The 24,798-nt window shown below is 40.2% G+C and carries 20 protein-coding genes and 1 pseudogene; 2 read left to right on the top strand and 19 right to left on the bottom strand.

The genetic code is table 11. From position 1 onward, the window contains the following. Positions 1 to 3: 3 nt before the first annotated feature. The 7 genes and pseudogenes from ACTNES_RS02645 to ACTNES_RS02615 all read right to left on the bottom strand — a co-directional run. Positions 4 to 1,491, bottom strand: a complete 1,488-nt coding sequence (locus ACTNES_RS02645; RefSeq protein WP_320813049.1) for a lactate racemase domain-containing protein — start codon at positions 1,489 to 1,491, stop codon at positions 4 to 6. Between the two features lie 26 nt (positions 1,492 to 1,517). Next, positions 1,518 to 2,366: a triose-phosphate isomerase family protein gene (locus ACTNES_RS02640; RefSeq protein ID WP_055200325.1), complete on the bottom strand. Its 849-nt coding sequence runs from the start codon at positions 2,364 to 2,366 to the stop codon at positions 1,518 to 1,520. Positions 2,367 to 2,452: 86 nt separating this feature from the next. Next, positions 2,453 to 3,166, bottom strand: a complete 714-nt coding sequence (locus tag ACTNES_RS02635) for a sulfite exporter TauE/SafE family protein (RefSeq protein ID WP_118566948.1) — start codon at positions 3,164 to 3,166, stop codon at positions 2,453 to 2,455. Between the two features lie 17 nt (positions 3,167 to 3,183). Next, on the bottom strand, positions 3,184 to 4,338 hold the full coding sequence (locus ACTNES_RS02630) for a class II fructose-bisphosphate aldolase (RefSeq protein WP_055200284.1): 1,155 nt from the start codon (positions 4,336 to 4,338) through the stop codon (positions 3,184 to 3,186). Between the two features lie 12 nt (positions 4,339 to 4,350). Next, the gene (gene nagA / locus ACTNES_RS02625) at positions 4,351 to 5,499 is read right to left on the bottom strand and encodes an N-acetylglucosamine-6-phosphate deacetylase (RefSeq protein ID WP_118566949.1); all 1,149 of its coding nucleotides are present in this window, start codon (positions 5,497 to 5,499) and stop codon (positions 4,351 to 4,353) included. 36 nt (positions 5,500 to 5,535) lie between these two features. Further along, the gene (locus tag ACTNES_RS02620; protein WP_118566950.1) at positions 5,536 to 6,357 is read right to left on the bottom strand and encodes a glucosamine-6-phosphate isomerase; all 822 of its coding nucleotides are present in this window, start codon (positions 6,355 to 6,357) and stop codon (positions 5,536 to 5,538) included. A gap of 132 nt (positions 6,358 to 6,489) precedes the next feature. Then, positions 6,490 to 7,347: pseudogene (locus ACTNES_RS02615) on the bottom strand (LarC family nickel insertion protein); the annotation flags it as partial. A 210-nt stretch (positions 7,348 to 7,557) separates the two neighbouring features. Here ACTNES_RS02615 and ACTNES_RS02610 point away from each other — a divergent pair. Next, the gene (locus ACTNES_RS02610) at positions 7,558 to 8,616 is read left to right on the top strand and encodes a LacI family DNA-binding transcriptional regulator (protein WP_216460895.1); all 1,059 of its coding nucleotides are present in this window, start codon (positions 7,558 to 7,560) and stop codon (positions 8,614 to 8,616) included. A 115-nt stretch (positions 8,617 to 8,731) separates the two neighbouring features. On the opposite strand, the gene ACTNES_RS02605 is transcribed toward ACTNES_RS02610, so the two are convergent. From ACTNES_RS02605 to ACTNES_RS02570, 8 genes are all read right to left on the bottom strand, one after another. Continuing rightward, entirely contained in the window at positions 8,732 to 9,793 is a 1,062-nt protein-coding gene (locus ACTNES_RS02605; protein WP_291815090.1) for an SIS domain-containing protein, read from the bottom strand. A 60-nt stretch (positions 9,794 to 9,853) separates the two neighbouring features. Further along, positions 9,854 to 10,705, bottom strand: a complete 852-nt coding sequence (locus tag ACTNES_RS02600) for a class II fructose-bisphosphate aldolase (protein ID WP_025578020.1) — start codon at positions 10,703 to 10,705, stop codon at positions 9,854 to 9,856. A gap of 52 nt (positions 10,706 to 10,757) precedes the next feature. Continuing rightward, positions 10,758 to 11,783 carry a LacI family DNA-binding transcriptional regulator gene (locus ACTNES_RS02595; protein ID WP_173744768.1) on the bottom strand — a complete coding sequence of 342 codons (1,026 nt, stop codon included), beginning with the start codon at positions 11,781 to 11,783 and terminating at the stop codon, positions 10,758 to 10,760. 96 nt (positions 11,784 to 11,879) lie between these two features. Then, complete coding sequence (locus tag ACTNES_RS02590) at positions 11,880 to 12,890, bottom strand: ABC transporter substrate-binding protein (protein WP_291815084.1); 1,011 nt, start codon at positions 12,888 to 12,890, stop codon at positions 11,880 to 11,882. A gap of 93 nt (positions 12,891 to 12,983) precedes the next feature. Further along, positions 12,984 to 13,775: an ABC transporter ATP-binding protein gene (locus ACTNES_RS02585; RefSeq protein ID WP_055152213.1), complete on the bottom strand. Its 792-nt coding sequence runs from the start codon at positions 13,773 to 13,775 to the stop codon at positions 12,984 to 12,986. Next, positions 13,754 to 14,536 (bottom strand): ABC transporter permease, encoded by a 783-nt coding sequence (locus ACTNES_RS02580; RefSeq protein ID WP_118569765.1) that lies wholly within the window; start codon positions 14,534 to 14,536, stop codon positions 13,754 to 13,756. The genes ACTNES_RS02585 and ACTNES_RS02580 overlap by 22 nt, the downstream gene beginning before the upstream one ends. 54 nt (positions 14,537 to 14,590) lie before the next feature. Beyond that, a complete protein-coding gene (locus tag ACTNES_RS02575; RefSeq protein WP_055200301.1) occupies positions 14,591 to 15,757 on the bottom strand; it encodes a diphosphate--fructose-6-phosphate 1-phosphotransferase in 1,167 nt (388 codons plus the stop codon). 384 nt (positions 15,758 to 16,141) lie between these two features. Further along, positions 16,142 to 16,936, bottom strand: a complete 795-nt coding sequence (locus ACTNES_RS02570; RefSeq protein ID WP_291815067.1) for a sulfite exporter TauE/SafE family protein — start codon at positions 16,934 to 16,936, stop codon at positions 16,142 to 16,144. Between the two features lie 319 nt (positions 16,937 to 17,255). Between ACTNES_RS02570 and ACTNES_RS02565 the strand changes: the two genes are divergently transcribed. Further along, positions 17,256 to 18,299: a LacI family DNA-binding transcriptional regulator gene (locus ACTNES_RS02565; protein ID WP_320813032.1), complete on the top strand. Its 1,044-nt coding sequence runs from the start codon at positions 17,256 to 17,258 to the stop codon at positions 18,297 to 18,299. Between the two features lie 287 nt (positions 18,300 to 18,586). Here the strand turns inward: ACTNES_RS02565 and ACTNES_RS02560 are convergent, their stop codons facing one another. The 4 genes from ACTNES_RS02560 to ACTNES_RS02545 all read right to left on the bottom strand — a co-directional run bounded on the left by ACTNES_RS02560 (position 18,587) and on the right by ACTNES_RS02545 (position 24,152). Next, positions 18,587 to 21,733 carry a response regulator gene (locus ACTNES_RS02560; RefSeq protein ID WP_441038464.1) on the bottom strand — a complete coding sequence of 1,049 codons (3,147 nt, stop codon included), beginning with the start codon at positions 21,731 to 21,733 and terminating at the stop codon, positions 18,587 to 18,589. Positions 21,734 to 21,869: 136 nt separating this feature from the next. After that, positions 21,870 to 22,784, bottom strand: coding sequence for a 4Fe-4S binding protein (locus ACTNES_RS02555; protein ID WP_441038463.1), 915 nt, complete (start codon positions 22,782 to 22,784; stop codon positions 21,870 to 21,872). After that, positions 22,785 to 22,949, bottom strand: coding sequence for a CD1871A family CXXC motif-containing protein (locus ACTNES_RS02550; protein ID WP_118408479.1), 165 nt, complete (start codon positions 22,947 to 22,949; stop codon positions 22,785 to 22,787). After that, positions 22,950 to 24,152 carry a TlpA family protein disulfide reductase gene (locus ACTNES_RS02545; protein ID WP_441038462.1) on the bottom strand — a complete coding sequence of 401 codons (1,203 nt, stop codon included), beginning with the start codon at positions 24,150 to 24,152 and terminating at the stop codon, positions 22,950 to 22,952. It lies immediately after the preceding gene. Positions 24,153 to 24,798 lie beyond the last annotated feature (646 nt).

Genomic DNA, 24,798 nt, shown 5'->3' with positions numbered 1-24,798 from the left:
CCATTAACAGCAACATGGATGACGATGTCCATATTCATCCATACAATCCTGTGCAGGATCTTTCATGCAAAGATGTACAGCTGCTTTTTTGAATGTCATTGGCAGTGCCAGAATATTTGGTTCCTGACCAACATATTTCTTCTTGGCATCTTCCAGTGCTTCTTCAAATGTAGCTCTTGTTTTTAATCCCATTCCTCTTGCATATCCCGGTTCCTCAGCGCCTACAATATAAATAGCACTGGTGTTCATTTCTGCAATGTGTCCGCAGGACATCATGGAGAAACCATGGAATGGATGGAACGCATTTGTATAACGATATTTGCGGATATACTCCTCATTTGTAGCAAAGTACTCACCAAGGCGGTTCATATCCGGCAGAATATTCATATGATCGTGCTGGAACAGATCATATAATTCTCTTAAGTATGGCCAGCGCTCATCATGAAAATATCCATTGCAAGTAGATGCACAGATAATTACACAGTTATCGCTCATAACTCTCTTAAATCGAAGTACCTGTGCACTTAAAGCCTGCATCATCATAATTGGGTTGGTTCCCATTCCATCACCATAATGGAATTTCTGTGGCATACCAAATACAAGTACATCATATTTCTTTTCTGCCCAGTGTACGTAAGTTCTCTTATCAGCAAGTTTCCAGCTGATCGGCATCATTTCCTTTGCATAGCCTGAGTAGATTGCGATCTGTCTGGACTGTGTGTCCAGTACTGCATCACAGCAGAAGAAAGGATGTCCCATTTTTTCTTCCATATGCATACTGATCTCATCAAACTTGTTACGCATCAGACTTCCACCATTAACCGGTGTAAAATCATCTCTGTGCATAACAGACGGTACATGATGACTTGCGATACATCTCCAGTTAGTGATACCTGTTGCACTGTGTTTGTATCCACCTGAATATCCGCCATAAGGATTTCCCTGTACATGACCGATAAGAATTGGAATATCACATTCAAATACATATTTATTCATGTACACCGGATCACCTCTGTGAGTGGTTCCAAGATATATCATATGTTCCTGATCTTCACTGTCATGGCTGATAATCTGTCCTGTATGCCAGAATTCATTGAATAATTCTTCGCCAAAGATAGCTTTTGCATCTGCTTCTGTACTTCTTGGATGAAGTCCATTGGAAATAATAAAAAGAATATCTTTCTTTTCAATACCTGCAGCATATAATTCTTTTAAAATATATTTAATACTTAATTTTCTGTGGCTGGTAGCCTGCTCTCCGCCTTTTACACGGTCCGGAACAACGATAGTAACTGTTTTTCCAGGTCCTGCCAGTTCTGTTAAAGTAGGCATTCCAATAGGATGAGCCAGGCTTTCCAGATAAGCAGCCTCAAGCTGATCTTCCGGAATGTAAGCCGGATCTTTTACAGTCTCTCCTGGAATAAATACATCAGTATTGTCCGGCAGCTCAGCCGCCATGGTTCCCTGTCCATACTCAAAATTAAGTTTCATAGTAAATCTCCCTTCATTATATATGCTTATTTATTATTTTCTCTACCCATATAGAGACGGATAATTTCAAGGTACTCTTCCGGATAGTATCCAATCTCACCCTGGAATCTTGTCAGTGCGATCAGACCACCATCAATCTCATCAATGGAAGCAAGCATTTCTGCGTTATCCTGTTTCAGACCACCGCCATATACAATGTCCATACCATTTGTCTTTTCTTTTACAAATTTTGCAATTTTGGTAATGTATTCTTTACCTGCCGGTGTTTTTCCCGGTCCTATGGACCAGATTGGTTCATATGCAATCACAACTTTTGAAGTATCTACATCTTTGAGACCAATTTCAAGCTGTTTTCCAAGAACTTCCTGCCACTGCTCCTGTTCCTCACTCTTTTCACCAATGCAGTAAAGAACTTTCATTCCTCTTTCAATCGCACATTTGATTTCCTGATTCAGAAGACGATTTACAGCATCTGTATCTGTAACACCTGCTTCTGCGAGAATTCCTGCTTTGTCATTTCTTTCTTCGCAATGTCCGATAATAGTAGTCTCACATCCCGCAGCAACCATAGCTGAAGCCGGTCTGTTTGTAGTAAATGCACCAAAATTTCCACCAACTGCAGTATCTGCTCTGAATACACTCTGGCATCCAATCTGAACAGGGCTTCCTTCTGTTTTTGCAGCCACTGCATTCAGAAGATGCACCTCTGGAAAATACATACCAAATTCTACTTCAGTAGGATCATATGTTTTTAATTCCTCCTGTGTATTTTTTACGATACAGGATGCCCAGTCAGCAACTGGAGCCAGACGGTTTACACCTCCGAATTCCACTGGGACATCAAATCTTTTTAAATTCAGATAAATATGTTTCATAAGATTCTTACCTTTCTCTTTAACAATATTAACAAGCGAATATCTGCCATCCGCTTTCGCTGTCTGCTCATACTCTCCATAAAAACTCACGACAAAAGGAGATAGCTTCCAGCACATATCATAAAAATATATACTGTTTTTTTGATTCCGGCCATAGTAAGTCGTCGAAACAAAAACATTCCGCCTGCTGTCCCAACCGCTGTTCCTGCCAGTGCTGCTCCAACTAAAGGCAGCATAGATCCCGATACATGACCCTGAAATACATGAATCAGAAAAATACTGATCGTATTGATTGTAAAAAACATCTGAAGTGTAGCATTATATTTTTCTTTATCATCTGTCACAGAAAGAAAATATGCTACCATGGGCGGACCTCCGATGTTAAAAAGTCCTCCACAAAAACCACTGATCGCACCGGCAGCCAGACCGGAAACAAGGCTGGCCTTCAGATGAACTTTACTGCTGAAGAAGATAAAATATACAGCCAGAATCAGAAGTACTGTTCCCATGATTTTCGACAGAACATCTTCATCCAGAGCCATCAGCGTGTTCACACCCAGAAAACTGGTTACTGTAGCCATGATCACAGGCGGCAGAAGGAGTTTCCAGTCAATAAACTTCCACAGCCTTACAGCAATGTAAATTACCATAAAGAAAGCAGCAATGGCTTCCAGTATGGAGGCTGTATAAAAAGGCATGAACATGGGCCATATAGCCATACAGATGATCGCATAACCGAATCCACTGCTGCTCTGTACAAAACTTCCCGCAAAGGCCACCAGTGCAGTCAATATATACATTTACATACCCTTTTTGATCAAAGTCCCTTACGATAGCGTTCTGCCATTTCATCCAGGCTTGCCATCTCTACCAGAGGAGCCTTTCCATAAGAGCCAAATTCTACGATCAGAGTACCAATCGCTTCTTTTACCCCCTTTTCAACTACAGCCATAAGAGCAGCAACATCCTCATCCGGAATAATACCGTACATAACAGTGTCCATGATAGGTGTCAGGAATGCACGTGGATCAAACTGCTCTTTCTTTGCTTCCAGAAGACGATATACCTCGCCAATAGACTGGCTTTCTCTCTTTTCAGGATGATTTGCAAAGAATTCTTTCATATTTCTTGTAACAGCAAGACGGATATCTGTATCTACATTGATCTTGCCGATTCCGCATGGAATTGCAGCTTTCAGTTCGTCAATAGAAATTCCGTAAGCATTCTGGATATTTCCACCCAGTGCATTGATCTCATCTACAATATATTTTGGTACAGTTGAAGATCCATGAGATACCAGTACCCCGAAAATGCCTTCATGCATCATACATTCCTTGATGGCAATAGCGATCTCTTTTCGTAATTTGACATTTTTTCCTTTGGATGCACCATGCATGGTTCCATAAGAAATTGCAAGTGCATCAACACCTGTTTTCTTAAAGAACTCGATAGCTTTCAGAGGATTGGTATAAGTAGAAGTAGTTGAAAATACATGATCTTCCACGCCGGCCAGAACACCGAGTTCACCTTCTACGGAAACACCTCTCTCATGTGCATATTTAACAACTTCACGGGTCAGTTCCACGTTTTCATCAAATGGAAGACTGGATCCATCAATCATAACAGAAGTATAACCACCTTCAATAGCCGCTTTGCAAGAATCAAAATTTTTACCATGATCCAGATGAAGAACAACCGGAATCGGAGAATTTTCTGCATATTTCTTTACAGCATCTGCAATATTTTTTGCACCGACTTTTTTATCTTCCAAAGTAGCATTCTGGAAATCTGTTCTTCCGCCCATAAATCCATTTGCAAGGTCTGCACCCTGAAGAATCGCTGCGGAACGGAACATCTCATGAACTTCAATCGCTGCTTTTGCCTGAGCTACTGCATTTACATTAAAAGCGCCCTGAGCAAAGTGATATTTATCTACAGTTTCCAGTAATGGTCTTAATGGTATTAATGGCATAATCTTTTCTCCTTATAATTCTATTTTTCTACCTTTTACAAATGTATCAACGACGGAATACTCTTTATCCAGAATAACCACATCCGCATCTTTTCCGGTATCAAGACTTCCAATCCTGTCATATACATCCAGCATCTTAGCCGGATTGCATGTAAGAAGCGGTAATATCTCTTCAAGAGGTCTTCCTGTAAATTTAATCAGATTCTTAAGTGCACATCCTGTCGTAAGTGTACTTCCTGCTCTGGAATCTCCATATTTCAGTTTTGCGTCTCCATCTTTTACAATAACCGGATTGACTCCCAGCATGTATTCTCCATCCGGAAGTCCAGCTGCCATAATAGAATCTGTTATGGCGATCACTTTATCCAGGCCTTTCATCTTCAGAAGGAAACGAACGGTTCCCGGATGCAGATGGCGTCCATCGCAGATGGCTTCACAATAGATATCAGATTCCAGAACTGCTCCCATAATAGCCGGAAAATGCTGATGAAGAAGTTTCATGGCATTAAATGTATGCGTAGCTGATACGGCACCCTCATTGATACATTTCCATGCAGTCTCATAATCCGCACCAGAATGACCGATCGCAACTTTCATACCAAGATCAATCATTCCTTTAATTGATTCCGGCACTCCTTTTACTTCTGGTGAAACAGTAATATAACGGATATTTCCACCTGCTGCTTCCTGATATTCTTTCAGAAGATCCAGATCAGGAGAAATCAGTAAATGTTCCGGCATAGCCCCTTTATATTCCGGTGAAAGGAATGGTCCTTCCAGATGAATACCAAGAAGATCTGCACAATTTTCATGTCCGTTCTTCTGTGCCTCCTGATGTTTCACAGCCTCTTTTATGGTCTTCAAAGTCTGTTCTTTTGTGTCTGTCAGTATAGATGAAAGCCATGATGTGGTTCCCTGTGTGGCAAAAAAATGTCCGATCTTTTCGAATCCCTGCTGATCAGCCGCATTCACATCTACCCCTGCGCCACCATGAGTATGTACATCTATAAACCCCGGTACTACATAGTTTCCTTTTGCATCATAGACTTCTTCTGCATCTCCATCTTGAGCAGAAACGATTTTTCCCTCTTTCAGAACAAGCTCTTCTTCTGAAAAAGCTCCATTTTTATATACTTTTCCATTTATGATTCGAACGCTCATGTTCTTCCTTCTTTCTGTTGTCTGTTACTTATCTTATCAATCAAGTGCTGCAACAAACTCTGTGATCTTCAGATTGATGTCCGGATGTGATGTAAGAAGAGATACCGGGAAATCAGAAGTTGCTTCTCCATATGCTGCTCTTCGTACTACTGCCCGGTGCCAGTTTCTGAAACATCCCAGACGAATCTTCCTTGCATGTGAAATCTCATTAATTCCAATGGTAATACAATAATGAGGCATGTCTTCCAGAGCTCCATTAAAATCACCAATCGCATTAGCTGTTCTTGTTTCTTTTGTAATCTTAAGAACACGGGTTTTCTGAGCAAGAAATTCTTCATTTGTAAGGGATGGATCTGCTTCATTAAATGCTACATGACCATTAATTCCAATTCCACCGAAACAGATATCAACGCCCCCCAGTTTTTCAATCAGTTCAGAAATATATTCCGGATGATTCGGATCCGGAAATACTCTCTGATCTTCCGGCATTACCAATTCCGGGCGAACTTTATCATAAACTGTACGTTGCATGAAGCCTCTGAAGCTTAACGGATGATCTTTTGAAATCCATTGTTTCTCATCATCCAGATATTCATCCATGTTAATAAACCATACATTTTTCAGGCTGATATTCTGCTCATTAACCATATCTACAAAATATGGATACTGTCCTACAGGACCTACAGGACAGATAAATACTGTTTTTTCTCCATTTTCGTTATGTTTTCTGATCTCATCCACCATTTCAACTGCCATAGAATGAAATACTTCTGCATTGTCTTCCATAACAATTACCGGAAGCTTCGGTCCATTACCCACTAACTCTTCCTTTGTATAGCTATAATAACTATGTCCCATATTGCTTTACTTCCTTTCATTTATTATCCAGCTCGTTACCTTTATTGTTGTATTTATTATAGTAGATAAAATTTTTTTAATCAACGAATTCCATGCAAATTTGCCTGGAATCTGCGCAAACGTTTTCTAAGAAATAATCATTGCTCTGAGTATTCCGGGACATTCATACTGACGTTTTCCGGCTCCAATCCCTATTTTCTTTATTTCAAATTCCTCCGGAAGCTTATCTTTCGTTCTTATTGCTGCCACAATAGCAGCACCTGTAGGTGTTACAAGTTCCCCCTCAACAGCTGTCACCTTTATACACAAATGATTTTCGCTTATCACATTCGCAACTGCAGGAACAGGAATTGGTAAAATTCCATGCTGACAGCGGACAGTTCCGCAGCCTTCATAAAGTACAGGTACAACTACATCCGTAATATCCAGATTATCCAGACAGACTGCCACAGATACAATATCTACAATGGAATCAACTGCCCCGACTTCATGAAAATGTACCTGCTCCACAGGCACATCATGTGCCTTGCTCTCTGCTTTTGCAAGAATCTCAAATATTCTCAAAGCAATCTTTTTTGCATTGTCAGTCATTGCACTATGTTCTATAATATGCGCAATTTCTTTCACCCCTCTATGTTCATGGTGATGGTGACAATGTGCAGTTTCTCTCTCATGTGCACATGCATGGTCTGCAATAACATGTTCATGTGTATGAATCTCAGACTCTCCCTCAGTATTCTCATTATGACCATGCAGATACTTCATATCATGATCATGGTTTTCATGATCTTTATCTAACATAACGTCAAAATCACAGGCTTCAATTCCGGATTTTACCACTTTGCCGGTTTTTATCTGAAACCCTGATACAGGAAGACTTTGCAGTACCCTGTCCAAAACTGCCTTATCCGCCCCCAGATCAAGAAGTGCACCGACAGTCATATCACCACTAATCCCTGAATAGCACTCTAAATACAATGTTTTCCCCATAAATTTAAGCACCTCCACTTTAGTTTTATGTACTCTATCAAAAATTATATAAGTTTTTACTTTTTTATCAATAACTTTGAGTTGATTTTGCATTCAAAGTACGCAAACGTTTTCCTTCTTTTTATTGTTTTTTTTTATAAATTTACTGTATAATTATGTTTTGCACATAGTTTTAGAAAATAGTCGTATAAAAGATTGCGGGGAGTTATTATGACATTAAAAGAAATTGCCAGGCAGGCAAATGTCTCTGTTTCTACGGTTTCCAGAGTAATAAACCAGAAAAATACAAAAGCGGCAAGTCCGGAAGTTCAGGAACGTATATGGGAAATCGTACGCAAAAGCGGTTATACTCCCAATGCAACAGCCCGAAGCCTCAAATTAGGACAAAAAGCTCAAATTCAGAATACAACGCCCAAATCCATTGCCTGTATTTATGCAAGAAGTAATTCCGCTGTTTCCGATCCATTCTTCTCACAGATTGCAAAAGCGATTGAACAGGAGGCCTTCAAGAGCAACTATTTTATCCGTCAGTCATTTACAGCCATGGATATTGCAAATCCCGATATGGCACGACAGCTTGCTCAATTTCCTGTAGACGGAATCGTAATTCTGGGACGATATGAGAAACAGCTGTTACGCTTCTTTACTCAAAATTATAAAAATGTGATTTATACAGGTCTGAATCCAATGGGAACCCAATATGACCAGGTAGTTTGTGACGGAAGTGATATTTCCTATAGTGCTCTTTCCTATCTTGTGGAGCTCGGACATACGAAAATCGGTTATGTAGGTGAACAGAATAATGAAGTACGTTTCAGCGGTTATAAAGATGCACTTGCCAAACTTGGGCTTCCGTTTTTGCAGAAAAATACCAGTAATGTACATCTTTCTGCAGATGGCGGTTACAAAGGTGCTAATATCCTGATGCACAATAAGGCAGATATCTCTGCAATTTTCTGTGCAAACGATACCACTGCTATCGGAGTCATTCACGCATTAAAGGAAAAAAATTTTCGAATACCGGAAGATATTTCTGTTATCAGCGTAGATGATATAGAGACAGCTCAGTATCTTTCTCCCATGCTGACCACAGTACATATTCCTCTGGAGGAACTTGGAAGAATAACTGCCAAAACCCTGATCGATCGTATTAACGGCGGACATCGCCTTCCCATGCGTATCTCTCTTCCATTTTACATTGCCAAAAGAGACAGTTGCGGAAAACTTAACAGAAGACGTAAGACTTTTGCAAGTCTTCCTCCTCAGTAATAGAAAAGACTCCCGGCAGCACTTCTTCCTGCCGGGAGTCTTTTCTTTAATACTATAACTGCTTTGCAGTTTGAATCATGCAGATATTCGCAATCTGCTCCTCAGTTTTCTTAAATTATTTCAATACAATAGCCTGTGTCAGGTGTCTCGGTGAATCTGCATCCAGATTCTTGCTGTCTGCAATATAATATCCCAGAAGCTGTCCGATAAATCCGATGATCGCACTGTACTGTATATCATTCCAGCCTTTATCCATGGAATATACATAATCAGCGATCTGATCAAAGGTATCTCCCAGTTCTCCGCCAAGAACTGCAACTGTTGCACCGTAACTCTTCATCTGCTCCATAAGTGCTTTGTCACCATCTCTGCAGGCTTTATTGCTTAAGCACACGATCAGTGTATTTTCATCTACAAGACTCATTGGTCCATGACGGTATTCCAGATCATAATATCCTTCAGAATTGCTGAGTCCCATTTCTTTCATCTTATTCATACATTCATTGGCGACACCATAATAAATACCCTGTCCAAGAATAATGTAGAGATTCAGGTTTTTATGCTCATTCATGATTTTTGTAGAAAGTTCATCCATTTCTTTCAGAACCTTTTCAGAATATGGAGCATAATCTTTCATTGCAGCAATTTCATCTTTCTTACCGCCTACATACATAGCCATGATAACAGCCATATATAACATACTTGTAAAAGAACGTGTCATGATAACACTGTCTTCAGCTGTATCCGGTGAAAGAATGTAATAGTCATTATATTTTTCACTGTCTTTGTCACAGGTAATAGCCAGTGTAGTAACCTGAGGATAAGTACGAACTTTATCAATAGCCATTCTTACTTCTGTAGTATAGCTTTTTCTGGTGATCGGAAGGATCAGCACATTTCTTCCTTCTTTTACATAAGTTTCCGGGAAATAATACAGCTCAGAGCATGGAACTCCCTTTGACGGAATTCCTGTATAAGTGGAAAATGCTGCTGCTGAAGCCTGTGCCAGATAAAGAGAAGTTCCACATCCTGTAAAGATCAGCTCATCATATTTTTTCTCACTGAAAAATACCTTGTCCAGAGTTTTGAAAATATCCTCCAGAGTATCATTGACAGCCTGAAAAGAAGCCGGCTGCCGGTACATTTCTTTATAGGTCAGTTCACTGTTTTTTTTCATTTATATTTCCTCCTGAATTTAATTTTCCCTTGTGATTTTATTTTAATTGCTTTTATCTTCTCAGGCCTTTCCTTCTGAACCTGCAAGACGGATGATCTTTTTGATGTCTTCTGTCAGAGCATCATTTGCAAGCTGTGACAGTTTCCATGAATGTCCCTGATGATTTGTCTTCAATGCTTCTTCATAATGTTCTACATATTTATAACGGATTTCTGTACCAAAGTTAATCTTCGCAACACCAAGCTTAATAGCTTCTTTGATGATATCTTCTCTCATACCTGTACATCCATGAAGAACAAATGGAATATCTGTAAATTTCCTTACTTCTTCCAGAACTTCCAGTTTAATATCCGGTTCACCCTTATAATATCCATGAGCATTTCCGATTCCGATAGCCAGGGAATCCGGCTGGCACAGATCCAGGAACTGACGGACCTGCTCCGGATTTGCTACATTTTTATTCTCCATCTGAGCACCGGCTTCATCTAATCTTAAAAGTTCTCCGATTTCTGCTTCTACAGGAACGTCGAAACATTTTGCCACTTTGATCACTTCATTTGTAAGTCTGGCATTTTCTTCGATCGGTTTTGTGGAACCATCGATCATCAGGGACGTAAATCCATTCTTTAATGATTTCATGCAGATATCAAAGCTGTCACCATGGTCCAGATGGATCGCGATCGGTACACTTACTTTATTTGCACACCATTTACATACTTCTACAAACCAGTCATCTCCGGAATATGCTCCTGTAGCTACATAATGAGCCAGGATCGCAGGTGAATGCATTTCTTCCGCTGCTCTGCAGATCGCCCAGATAATATCATAGTTTCCACCCTGCGTGTTCATTGCAGGCACTGCATAATGTTCTCTTCGTGCCTTTTCAAGCATTTCCTTACTTGTAACTAACATATTTTCACTTCTTTCCCCTGCTCCCGGCAGGTTATATTTATTTATCTTTTCATTACTGTTTACAATAACATTTTTTCCCTGTGCTTTCCCTGATGACCAGTCTGGCTGTAAAGCTTATTTTTTTATCCACCCCATCATGACGGATCAGTGACAGAAGTGCTTCCATTGCAGATTTTGCCACTTCTTCTTTCTGTATCTCCACTGTAGTAAGAGCCGGGCTTACATAATTACTTATAAAATCATTATCAAATCCAGTCACCATCAGATCATCCGGGACTTTTCTCCCGGTTCTTCCTGCCACAGAAAGTGCCACTGCAGCCAGATTATCATATCTTGCCACTATTGCATCAACAGAAGGATTTTTTTCCAGCAGTAACTGCAGCCTCTTTTCCAGTTTTTTTATATCCTCACATCCGGAAATCCTCTGCTCCTGTGCAAAAGTAATTTCTGATTCTTTTATCTGATCAAAAAATCCCTTCCAGTGAATATCCCTGTCACATTGTTTTCCTGTTTTATCAAGATAAACAAAATTTCGGCATCCGTTTTTCACAAGATGTTTGACACATTCTCTGCTGCCTTCATAAAGCCCTGTATCTACCACAACCGTATCCCGAAGATCACAGCTGATCTCTCTGTTTAAAAACAGTACCATAGGGATCCCTGACTTCACCAGAAGCTTCAGTTCCCTGTCCGTTACACCGGAAGCACTGACAAATAAACCATCAAACTGTCTGCTTAGAATCTGACTTACAAACTCATCTTCCTCCTGGCTCTCACAAAGAGAGATCATATATCCCCGTCTGTAAGCATCCCTGCTCATCTGGCTTACCAGCTCGGAAAAATAACCGCTGCTCAGTTCTTCCGCAATAAAAAGAATCTGCAAGCTGCCTTTTCCATGAAGAGCCCTTGCAATATTGTTGGGATGATACTGAAGTTTTTCCACAACCTCAAGAACACGCTGCCTTTTTTCCTCTTTCACATAACGATTTTTGTTAAGTACATAAGAAACTATTGTTTCCGACACTCCTGCTTCTCTTGCAACATCTTTTCTTGTTACTTTCTGTCGTCCACTCTCCACTGTTCTGTTCCTTTCCGAATGACTTTCTTAATATACACACGAGTGTATATTTTTTCAAAGATTACACAGACATCTCTGCCTGTGTAATCTTTCTTATTATTCTGCGCAAGCTTCTTCCATTACATCGAAAAGAACATAATTATCAACTGGTGTTTCTTCACAGTCACCGCTCTCAACAAATGATTTCTGCTGCAGTTCATAATAGCCTTTGACATCATCCATATGATCCCTGATGAATTCACTTGTTGTCCAGTCTGCTACTTCTACCTGATCAAGAAGGGAATTTTTTTCAAGTTTAATCTTGTCAGCAATCCAGCCGCACACTTCATCATCATGGCTGTGGTCTGCACGATAGTCAAATCCTTTGTAAAGAGCTCTTGCAAATCTTACAAGTACGTCATGATTTTCTTCAGCATATTTCGGCATTGCAATCCAACTTGCAAGAGATACAGTTTGATCAATAAATGTTTTGTTATCTGTCAGCTGTACACCATCATCTCCAAGTTCCTCAAGAACTTTCAAAGAGTTCGGTACCCATGTTGCACACGCATCAACACTGCCAGAAAGCATTGCTGTTACAATGTTTGTTGCATCCATATCCATTGCTGTGATATCATCCATTGTCATACCTCCTTTTGCAAGGGTTTTATTCAGGATATCTTCACTGGATGTTCCTGAAGAATAAGCAATTGTTTTTCCTTTTAATCCTTCAATTGTATCTGTTCCTTTTTCCTTACTTCCGATTACAGCATCACCATTAGATACATGTGCAAGTGCAAAAATATCAGCTTTACCGTTGATGCAAAGTTTGTGGGCTCCCTGTCCGATGTATCCAACATCAATAGATCCAGATTCCATAGCCTGAATGATTGTTGGTCCATCGGAGAACTCTGTAAGCTGTACATCAATATTCTCATCATCAAAATATCCAAGTTCAATTGCAGAGATAAGACCATTTAAACTTGCATAATCAGGCATATAAGCTACATTTACAGTTACTTTTTCCGATTCTTCCTCTGTTGCTGCACTTACGCCCATTGCTCCGCCACAAATGACCATAGATGCGGTTACTGCCATTGCTGCTAACTTTTTCCATGTTTTTCTCATAGTTCTACTTCCTTTCTTTTCCATTTTTTAGGGTAGTATTTAATATTTTCTCTTTATTCTGAACCGTTCCATACCGGCAACAGCCAAAATTCATTATTTTCTTACTTCCAGATACTCCTGATATACCTGACTCCAGATATGATTTTTCAACTCCATAAATCTCGGACTCATCTTAGTTTCCTGATCACGTGGATACGGAATATCGATATCTACGATATCTTTGATACGTCCAGGTCTGGCACTCATAACGATAACTCTCTGAGCCAGAATGATCGCCTCATCTACATCATGTGTGATGAAGAAACATGTTTTTCTTTCACTTTCCCATGTTTTCAGAAGTTCTGTCTGCAGCTGGGTTCTTGTCTGGGCATCCAGAGCTCCGAATGGCTCATCCATAAGAAGAACTTCAGGTTTTACAGCATAGGCTCTTGCAATTGCAACACGCTGTTTCATACCACCGGAAAGTTCCTTCGGATAATGATTTACGAAATCTTCAAGCTGTACCATCTTGATATATTTCATTGCGATTTCTTTTGCTTCAGCATCGCTCTTGCCCTGCAGTTTCAATCCAAACATAACATTTTTCAGAACTGTCAGCCATGGGAACAATGCATACTGCTGGAATACAACGCCTCTCTCTGTACCTGTTCCCTCGATCTTTTTGCCGTCAATGTATACAGCTCCACTGGTTGGAGTATCCAGTCCTGCGATAATATTCAGCAATGTAGATTTACCGCATCCGGAAGGTCCTACCACACAGATAAATTCATTTTCTTTAATATCAAGATTAACTCCGTTTAATGCAGTCATCTCGCCCTTACGGGTCTGATAAATCTTTTTAACGTTATCAATCTTAAGTTTTGTCACTCTCTCTTCTCCTGCCATCCTGTTAACCTTCCTTCTAAGAATTTAATGATTTTTTCCATTACCAGTCCGATGATACCAATGATGATGATATACATCAGCATGCCTGCTGTTTCAAAACTGTTTGCCAGAGAACGGATTCTCATTCCAAGTCCGGCAGTAGCTCCTGTTGTTTCTGCTGCGATCAATGTTGTCAGTGCAACGGAAATACCAAGTCGAACAGCTGTTAAAATAAACGGGGTTGTTGCCGGGAAAATAACTTTTACAAATATATCTCTGTCTTTTGCGCCAAGAACTCTGGCTGCTTTTACTAAAGTATTATCAATGTTTCTTACACCCTGATAGATTGTAACTGTCATGATCAGGAATGTTGCGATCCAGATAACGATGATCTGTGGTTTTCTACCAACACCAGCTGTAATAACTACCAACGGTACATATGCCAGAGGTGGGATGTTACGAATAAACTGAATCCATGGTTCCAGAACTCCTCTGACCGGCAGGTACCATGCCATAAGAAATGCAACCGGTACTGCGGTTATAAAGCCGAGTGCAAATCCGGCCAGGATTGAAATCATTGAACTACAAAAATCCTGTCCCAGTGCCCCATTATCAATCATTCGTTTGGCTGCCTCAAGAATAGCCGGAATAAATGGGAAGCTTCGTGCTGTTTTTGGATTAATGGATAATGCATACCATAACAGGATTGCTGCTGCAAGGGAAATCAGTACCCATGCCCATCCCGGGATAGACTGCATTACTCCTTTTTTCTTTTTTTCCATAGTTACTCTCCTTTCAATGGAACATTTTCATTTTTGTTTTGTATATTTTTCATTTTAAAGATAATCCTTGAAATTCAGGAATTCCGGAAGTGGATCTCCGATCAGCGGGCGACACCAGTCAACAAATTCCTGTGTTACATCGTTACCTCTTTCATTTATAAAATTGTCAGGCATCTTCCGTTCATAAAGCATAACTTCTTTGATAGGAACAAGCTTTGTTTTCATCTGATACACCGTTCCCGGGACCCGTTCAAAACCTACCATCACTCCGCTGTTTCCTTCAACAGCACTCCTCAGTGCAACTGTGCCAGCCTGTCTTGCTTCTTCTCTGTCCACCGGTGACTGAAGTGCTACAGAAGCTCTTCCGCAAAGTCCGGGTTTTTCGCTTCTTGCTTTTACGCCAAGTTTCTTAACTACCAGATTCGCAAGATGTGAACTTACATCTCCATAATAAACAGCTCTTTCTGATTTAAAGATCGGAGGAACAATAGATTCTCCATTTGCATCATGAAGTCCCTCACTTACCAGAACCACTACTCCACCCTGTTTTTTCTGAAGTCTGGATACATCCTCAAGAAACTCATCTTCATTAAAGTTTCGTTCCGGCAGATAGATCAGGTGAGGAGCATCTCCCTGTTTCCTTCTTGCAAGTGCGGAAGCTGCTGTGATCCATCCTGCATTTCTTCCCATGGCTTCCATAATACATACATGAATGGGAAGAGATTTTACATCTTCACCAACTTCCTGGGTAGAAGCTGCAATAAATCTTGCCGCACTTCCATATCCTGGTGAGTGATCTGTCATTGCGATATCATTGTCAATCGTTTTTGGAATTCCAACAACTTTGATATCCTGATCCTTACAGACCTCATAAATATGTCCGCATGCATCCATAGTTCCGTTTCCGCCATTCAGAAGAACATATTTAATATCATGTTTTTTAAAGATATCCACCATTTTTTCATAATCTTTTTCATATAGAGGATATCTGGAAGATCCAATTGCCGAAGCAGGTGTATGCAAAAGAAGTTTCAATTTTTCATCATCAAACGAAGTCAAATCTATGAAAGTTTCTGAAAAAATTGCTCCGGTTCCACCAATCGCTCCGTAAACTTTTCCAACCTCCGGATTTCGTTTTGCTTCTTCGATCACACCGTAAAGGGATGCATTGATGACTGCTGTAGGCCCACCTCCATGTACCACTAATACATTTTGTGACATATTCCGCTTTCCTTTCTACTGTTTATTGTGCATCTTACAATAAACTTTTTATTTTTCTTGAATGTGTTTTATTCAATTTCACTTTGTACTCTTATCTTAACATATTTTCACAAAAACAAAAGCACAATTAATGAAAACGTTATCTGGATATTTTGTATAATTTGTCATTTCAATTTTTGTGTATTTTTTTGTGTTTTTTTCCATTTTTTTCTCTTTCACAGGATTTCCACTGATTTTTGCTTTCGTATAAAAAACAAAGAGGTCAAAAAGATACTAATCTTTTCAACCTCTTTGTTTTCCGATTATTTTTTTGCTTTATCAATTTAACTCAATAATATAGTAATTTTGATATATTTGCAAATCAATATTACGCAAACGTTTGATTTACCATAAACGATAAATGTTATATACACAGATCAGCATAATGATCGCCATTAACCCAATAAACAATTTATTTACTGTTTCACCATCAATCTTTTTATTAATCTTCCGGCCAACCATACCCCCTAAAATTCCGCCGGCTACCATTAATATCAAAAGCTCTGCTGTAAATTCCGGAACCGTTCCTGTCACTATTGTATTAATAAGACTGGTAATCTGTGAAAACAGAATAATATACAGTGAATTCTGCGCTGCAGTCTTGGTGTCCATGGAAAAAAAGAAAAACAGAACAACCAAGTTAATAGGACCTCCACCTATTCCAAGAAAAGAAGAGCAGATTCCCAACACAACACCAATCAGGATACAGGCAATGGCATTCTGTACATGATGTGTTTTTATTTTGTCCTTCTTTAATGTATAAACCATAGTTCCAAAAGTAATAATAAGAAGACAGATTCCTTGAATAGCCCCCACCTTGTCTTTGTTACCTGAAAAATCTGAAAGAAACTGGAACACCATCTTTCCTGCCACACCTCCCAGCGCAGCACCTATAGCAAGCGGTGTTCCCGTTTTCATATCTACCAGAGAGTCGCCGCTTTTTTTCGCTTTAATGACAGAATAGCAAGACATTGCCAGAACAGTACAACCCGACAAAAAACTGATAGATGCAACGCTCAAAACGCCAAATGCATCCAGAAGCGGTTTTATCAATACCCCTCCTCCAATTCCGCAGATTGCCCCCACAACAGAAGCACAGAAACTAACTCCCAGAAAAATCACATACAAATATGCATTCATTTTGTTTCCCCCATTTTTTGATACACTTTTAAAATTCTATTTTTATCTTATCATGTATTCATAAAAAATCATTCCATTTATCAGCAAACGTTTGCTCTATATTTATTACAATTTTTTATTATATCTGTATTTTTGCTCCCAAATTCGCTATACTTATGTTAGAAAAAATTCTATCATCTGTATTCTTTTCCTGCAGCGAATTACTTTTTCGGCATACTTCCCTTCCGCTGCAATATGATAATATAACATAGCAACCTGAGTTCAACATAATATTTCTAAAGATGTTAGGATTAAAACACTACTAAGAAAGGAGTTTTTTATGACTCTAAAAGAAATCGCAGTAGAAGCAGGTGTATCGATTTCAACAGTCTCACGTGTAATCAATCAGAATACAAACAGTACTGTAAGCAAGGAGGTCCGGGATCGCATATGGGAAATAGCCAAACGTACTCATTATGTTCCAAAACACTCAAAAAAGCATATTTCAAAATCATCTGACCTGTCTTCTACAGAACAGCTTCATTCCATTGCCTGCCTCTTTGCAAGAGTTCCAGATGGAGCATCTGATTATTTTTTCTCTACATTGGCCAAAAGTATTGAGCAGGAAGCATTTCGCCATAACTACATTTTAAGATACACCTTTTCTGCCTTTGATATTGATGATCCTCTTACTTTACAATTGATTGCAACTAATAATATTGACGGTATTGCTGTTCTGGGACGTTGTGACAAAGAACTTCTTAAATTTCTTAAAGAACATTTTCAGTATGTTGTTTATTCCGGGCTGAATAATCTAAACGCAAAATATGATCAGATTATATGTGACGGAGAACAGATCAGTTATGATATAACAACTCGTTTTATAGAACAAGGACACACCAAAATTGCCTATATCGGCGAAACACAGAACGAAAACCGCTATACCGGATATTGTTCTGCCCTGGCAGATGCCGGTATTTCTGTTGATTCAAAACATATTATAAGCATTATACATTCTACAGAAGAAGGATATAAGGCAGTTAATCAGCTTCTTGACAATGATTGTGACGCAACCGCCTTCTTCTGTGCTGATGATATTACTGCGATTGGTGCAATGAAAGCTATCAAGGAGCACGGGCTTCGCATTCCGGAAGACGTATCTGTTGCCAGCATTGATGATATCGATACAGCACAATATCTGACTCCCTCATTAACAACAGCACACATTCCTCTTGATGAAATGGGAAAAATGGCAGCCAAAATACTGATTGACCGTATTGAGGGCGGTCATGAAAAGCATTTAAAAATATTATTTCCTTATGATATCATCGAACGTAAGAGTACTGCTGCCTTCCGTAAAATCCATGGCAACCCTCAAAAATAATTTGCTTATAGCAATCCTCGTAAATAATGTATCTTAATCCAATTAATTCTGCAGTAGATGAACGCAAAAAAGAAGGTGCAAACCACATTTCTATGATTTGCACCTTCTCTTATTCTATGTCAGTAGTTCAATCTCAGAGAAAACTCTTTCAGCAATCAGTCTTATCAGCCTTCCTGTGATGACTGTCAGTTCTGTGACTCACGCCTTTCTCTGCTCATATTTTCATCATCCAGACTATTAACTCTGATTATGTAATTTACTCATGGCAACAAACCTTACAGATAACATCACTTTCCACAGCACTCCACAATGGTTTTCTCCACATCTTCTATCTGGAAAGGTTTTGCCAGATGTGCAGTCATGCCGGCTGCGAGACATCTTTTGGCATCTTCCTCAAATGCATTTGCAGTCATTGCAATGATCGGAATTGTTTTTGCATCTGCCCTGTCCATGGCACGTATGGCTTTTGTTGCTGCAATACCATCCATAACAGGCATCATGACATCCATCAATATGGCATCAAAGGTTCCCGGAGGATTATTTTCGAAGTGCTCCACCGCCTGTCTGCCGTTTTTTGCAACTGTAACCTTCGCACCGTCATCTGTCAGCAGCATTTCTATGATTTCAGCATTAAGCTCATTATCCTCGGCTGCCAGCAGATGCAATCCACGAATATCATATTTCTCAGCAATTTCCTCATCCTTTTTCTGTTCCTGGGCAATCTCAAAGGGAATGGTAATGACAAACACAGATCCAACTCCCACCTGACTTGTCACTTCAATACTTCCATTCATCTGCTCAATCAAGCCTTTAGTGATCGCCATTCCCAGACCGGTTCCCTGATAAACACTACGGGCATCTGTTTTTTCCTGTGAGAACGGATCAAAAATATGACTCAGGAACTCTGCACTCATCCCTATACCTGTATCAGAAATCGTCCATCTGTATGTACAGATTCCATCATGTACATCTGCTGCCTCCATTACCGTAGTAATCTTTCCTCCCGGTCGGTTATACTTAATACAGTTTCCATAGATATTCAGAAAAATCTGACGAAGATGCAGTGAGCTTCCATAGACATACGGATAAGGAATATCCTCCTTATTTTTCTCATAAATCCACTGAATATCCCCATCTGCTGCCCTGTGCGTGATAATGCTCTCAATCTCATAGATCAGGTCTTTGAGGCAGATATATTCATGTGTCAGAACAATATGACCCTCCTCTATTTTGCTCATCTGCAGAACATCATTGATAAGGGAAAGCAGGTAATCCGCTGCTATCTTCATCTTTTTATGATTTTCCCGTATCAGTGCTTTATCCTCAATATGAGTCTCATCAATCTTTAACAGACCAATAATACCATTCAAAGGTGTCCTGATATCATGGCTCATGCAGCTGAGGAAATTGGTTTTTGCCCTGCTCTCGGCACGCATCTCATTGAATGCTGCCTGAAGGCGCGCCTGTTCCTGCTCATCCCGTTCATGTCTCTGTGTGGTATCCTGCAGCAGAATGATCGCATAGATCATGGGTACCTCAGCAAGAATTTCTGTATCAAACACCACCATTCTGGTCATCAGAACTGTTTTCTGTACCCAGCGGATACTTCCATCGTCTTCGCGGGCACAATATTCCACAGACATATTTGTTTCTCCGTTCTCAAATCTCTTACGAAGCTTTTCACAATTATCTGTCATACAGTAACCGGCAATTGTTTCCTGAGTGATTTTTTTCTCATATTCCCAGCAATAATCCTGATAAGAACATGGAAGCGGGTAGTCCATAAAAAGTTCCCGGCTCTTCTGTTCTTTTCCATTCAGTGCGATTCTTCTTTCCAGAACATCCTTTGTCAGATTTACTGTATAGATCACATCTGACAATTCCAGAAGTGCATCCACATAGCTGTCATTTTCCAGGATTGACTGTTTCAGTTGTTCATAATAGAGCTGAAGCTGCTCTTTTGCACCTGTCTGACCTTCAGAAGTCTTTCGGATGGTTTCAAATGCCAGAAGAAAATGATGCAGCTTTTTGTCCTCATCCCAGTCCACCGGAATCAGTGTCAGACGGTTATATGCCTCCTGTTTCCCGACATTATACTCATATTCCAGCACATCTTTCTTCGTATGCATCTTCTTTTGAAGTTCCGAAATCTGCAGTCCTTCGCGGATATCTGCCTGACTGGATTTTTCAACCTGTTCCTCTATGATCTGTTCCACTGCTCCGGAATATGCACCATCAGAGGCCAGGAAAAAATTTTCACTGGAACGGATTGCCCGATAAGTATCCATCCTGGCATCACAGTACAGACAATCCGAGAAATTACTGCCATGCTGATTAAGCAGCTTTAACAGCTGATATCCCTGATGTTTTTCTGCAGCAGCTTCTTCCCATTTCACATGATTTTTATTAATATACATGTTCTTGTCTGCGCAATTAAACAGCTCTCTCATTGTACTTCCGGGAAAATCGCCGGCCAGTGCAAATCCCACCGCATAGCTTAGGGGAGTATCCGGATACACTCTGGATTCCTCTGTCATATCCCTGCGCACCTTTTCAAGGCACTGTGTAAGCTGTTCCCTGTCCAGTCCATGGGTAACTGCAAGAAACTCATCTCCACCTGCTCTTCCCACAAACTGCTCTGCCGGCATGGAAGCCCGCAGGCAGATGGCAAATCTACGAATATAGGCATCACCGGCTTCATGACCTCTGCTGTCATTAATACGCCGGAGATTATTAAGATCAAAACTGCAGACACCGGTATCTGCACCCGGTTCTTCCTCACTCAGTAATTCTTCACATTTATTTTTGTTCGGAAGCCCTGTCGCATCATCCAGATATACCTTTCGCTGCAGTAAACGATTCATTGCAGCATATTGTATTGCTTTGATGAATTCATATCCGATCAACAGCATCAGCACAACAATATCTGCTGCGATATATTTCTCAAGCAATGATAAGGATGTGGCTTTTTTCTGCGAATATTTTTCAGCCAGGCCTGTTGCTTCATCGCAGATCACAAAAAACTCCTCACTTTCCGGAATAATATCTGTGTTTCTGGCTCCTTTGAACCTCACAAGATAAATTTTCTTATACAGGTCAGAGAATTTATCATCCAGTTCCTGCATTTTATTCTGAAAATCAACATCATTGAGACGTACAAGATTTAATTCATCATTTCCATTTCGCAAACCGTCAATAAAAGTTCTTATCTCATGCATCATCTCATTTTCCTGCTGCGTGGAAAGCTCCAGTTTTATGAGTCTCTGTGTCTCTCCCCTGACTAAACCGGTATAATTTACAATACGGGCCGTTCCCTGAATATCTGAGACAATTCCCATCATTATGATAATAAGGATAGCCAGAATAACTGCCAGAACACCAATACTGACCTGAATAATACTTGATTTCTTTTTCTTATTCTTTACTTCGGACATGGCCCTCCCCCTTTTGTTTTATTTTGGAAAAATACTTTCTGCACTCTAACTATTTTACCGTACTTTTTTCGTTATGCCTACTAAAATTTGAATGTATTTATTTATAAACAGGCAAAAACACCTGGCAGACTACTTTTTATAGTCTGTCAGGTGTTCTTCTGATTCCACACTGGATTGCATCTGTCGGGCAAACTTTCTTGCACCTGCCGCAGCGGATACATTCCGGACTGTTGGAGTTTTCCACAGGGTCTACGATCATCTGGCATGCCTTTGCACATTTTCCGCATTTTATACACTTATCCTTATCCACTCTGTATTTATACAGGGAAATGGGATTAAATACGGAATAAAGTGCTCCCAGGGGACAGATATATTTGCAAAACGGACGGTAGATCAAAATAGAGAGAATGATCGTTATGACAAGGATCACATTCTTCCATATGTACAGCCAGCCCAGTGCACTGCGCATGGATTTATTCAGAAGTACCAGTGGCAGTCCGCCCTCCAGTGTTCCTGCCGGGCAGATCAGTTTGCAGAAATAGGGTGCCCCCTGTCCCATAATATCCACCACAAACAATGGAAGCACGATCACAAATACTGCAAAAATCACATATTTCAGCTTACGAAGCAGTTTATCTCCCTTGAATGTGCGGATTTTCTTAGGAAATGGAATCTTATTCAGCAGATCCTGGATCAATCCAAAGGGACAGAGAAAACCGCAGATCAGTCTTCCCACCATAGCTCCGATGAAGATAAGAAATCCCACCACATAATAAGCCATCTTGAAATTCCAGCTCCCTATCACAGCCTGAAGAGAACCGATAGGACAGGCGCCAACAGCACCGGGGCAGGAATAGCAGTTCAGGCCCGGAACACAGGCATTTTTCAATTTGCCTGTGTAAATTTTGCCTGTGACAAAGCCGGTAACATGACTGTTTGTAATAAACGCCCACAGTGCCTGGATTCCGTGGCGGGGCCACTCATTGATCTTCATATTTTTTGTGTTTTGTTTCTTATTACTTTTGTTATCGCTGTTCTTTTGATTACTCATTTATCCTATTCCTACACATTCCATACAGATATTAATGGCTTTTGTAAACACCACTGCCAGCTCTCCGCGGAAAATCCCATATCCCATAAAGCAGACTCCCACAAGCATAAGAATCACAGCCGGCCATTTACTGTTCCATATTTTGCTGGTTTTTAATTTATTCATTTATTTTCCCTCTGTGACATTCTCCAGCTCTTTTTCCACGATCTCTTTCCACTCGTCCAGACTGTGGCTTCCGGAGTAGGTCTCACCTACAATATTTCCGTTTTTGTCAACAAAGAAGGTTTCCGGGAAAGCAGAGATTCCATTGAGACGTCCGTTCATCATTCCGGAATCCGGGATCAGGAATGGATAGGATGCCTTTGTTTTCTCCTGAAGTACCTGAGCCTTTTTCACTGCTTCCTCATCCTGCTTTCCATCACTGCCTACTGTATCCAGTGTCACGCCTACTACTCCTACTCCTTTATCCTTCATCTCCTGATAAAGCTTCTCCAGATCAGGAATCTCATTGACACATGGAGAACACCAGGTGGTGAAAATATTTACCATAGTCAGATCATATTTGCTGAAGATATCCTGTGTGTAAGTTTTTCCATCAACTCCTGTTGTTTCAAATTTTCCTACATTTGTTCCTTCAGCTGCCTCTGTACTGTCAGAAGTATCCTGCGGCTGATCAAATGCAGAAAGCATCTGGAACGGGGTCATTTCTGTAAGTGTTACCTCAATCCCCTCCACATCCTTTAACAGATCTGCATCCGCATCCTTGTTTGTGCTGAGATAATATTTATATTTGCCATCACTGCTGGTGCACAGTTCTTTATGCTCTGTGCAGCCGGTAATCCTATCCAGATCTTTCTGGGATTCCTCATCATACATTCCGATCACACCTACTCTGCTGAGACTTTTCAGCCAGTCGTCATATCCGGTGCCCATCTTGTCCACCTCTGCATCCTTCTGCTCATCTGTCAGGGTGCACCAGCTTGCTATGGCATATGTGACTGCATCTGCATTGTCATTCCATCTCTCATCTGTAAACATGGAAATGTTCTTCTTCTCCATCTGCTCTTTCAGATCTTTGGAAATCCCTAATTTCATTCCAAGGAATGGATATTCATAAGTATCCTGTGCCGGCTGAGCAATCTCTGACGGTTTGAAAGATCCTGCGATCAGACCTTCGGAAGCTGCCACACTGGCATCTTCTACTGCCTGAGCATCCTTTCCATCCATCTGAACCGCACCTGCACCGGCTTCCTCTGCAGGCACTGAAAGAGTTTCCTCTGCATGTGCAGTTACAATACCTCCCATAGATGTCACACTTAATACACCTGCTGCAAAAATCGCCATTAATCTCATTCTTCTGTTTTTCATTATAAGTAAGCTCCCTTCATTTTTTACTGCTATGATTTTTATATTACTTTTAAGCCAAGCCGATAAAAACATACACTTCTCTACCTGCTCCTAACCAAATAACTGCTTCACAGTTTAATTGGTTAATTCCTTATGTCTGTCTGCAGATCTGGATTTCATCCCCGCATGACAGACACTGTTTTATTGATATGCACACATTATAGCATCTGAGAAATAAAATCTGTGTTAAGAAAATAACTTTTCAAAATTTTATTTCATGGCCAATCACAGACAAATCTGAAACTTGTTAAAAGAACTTTGTAATCGGATATTTTAGAGGATTGCTATAATATGAAACATTTTCTTTTTTTTACACGAATTTTATACTTCGTGTGCTATGATAAAATTGATAATATATCAGAGTCAAAATTTTAACCGAATCAAGTAAGTCCCCTGAACAGACCGGACGGCTTTCCCATCTTGCGGAAATCCTGCTGGACATGACAGGCCTTCAGACTGTAGAGCGTTCTGACACTATTTCTCTTGCAGCACTCACAGAAGAAGTTTTCTGCGATCTGGATCCGGTTGCAGACAAGCATCAGATCCGGCTTATTCAGACAGAAGGTGACTGTACTGTTACAGGCCTGTCTCTTATACACATCTCCGA

Source organism: Blautia sp. HCP3S3_D9, from assembly GCF_052063845.1.
Lineage (GTDB): Bacteria > Bacillota > Clostridia > Lachnospirales > Lachnospiraceae > Blautia_A.
Note: the sequence above shows the minus strand (reverse complement) of the source record. Positions and strands in the feature narration are given on the sequence as shown.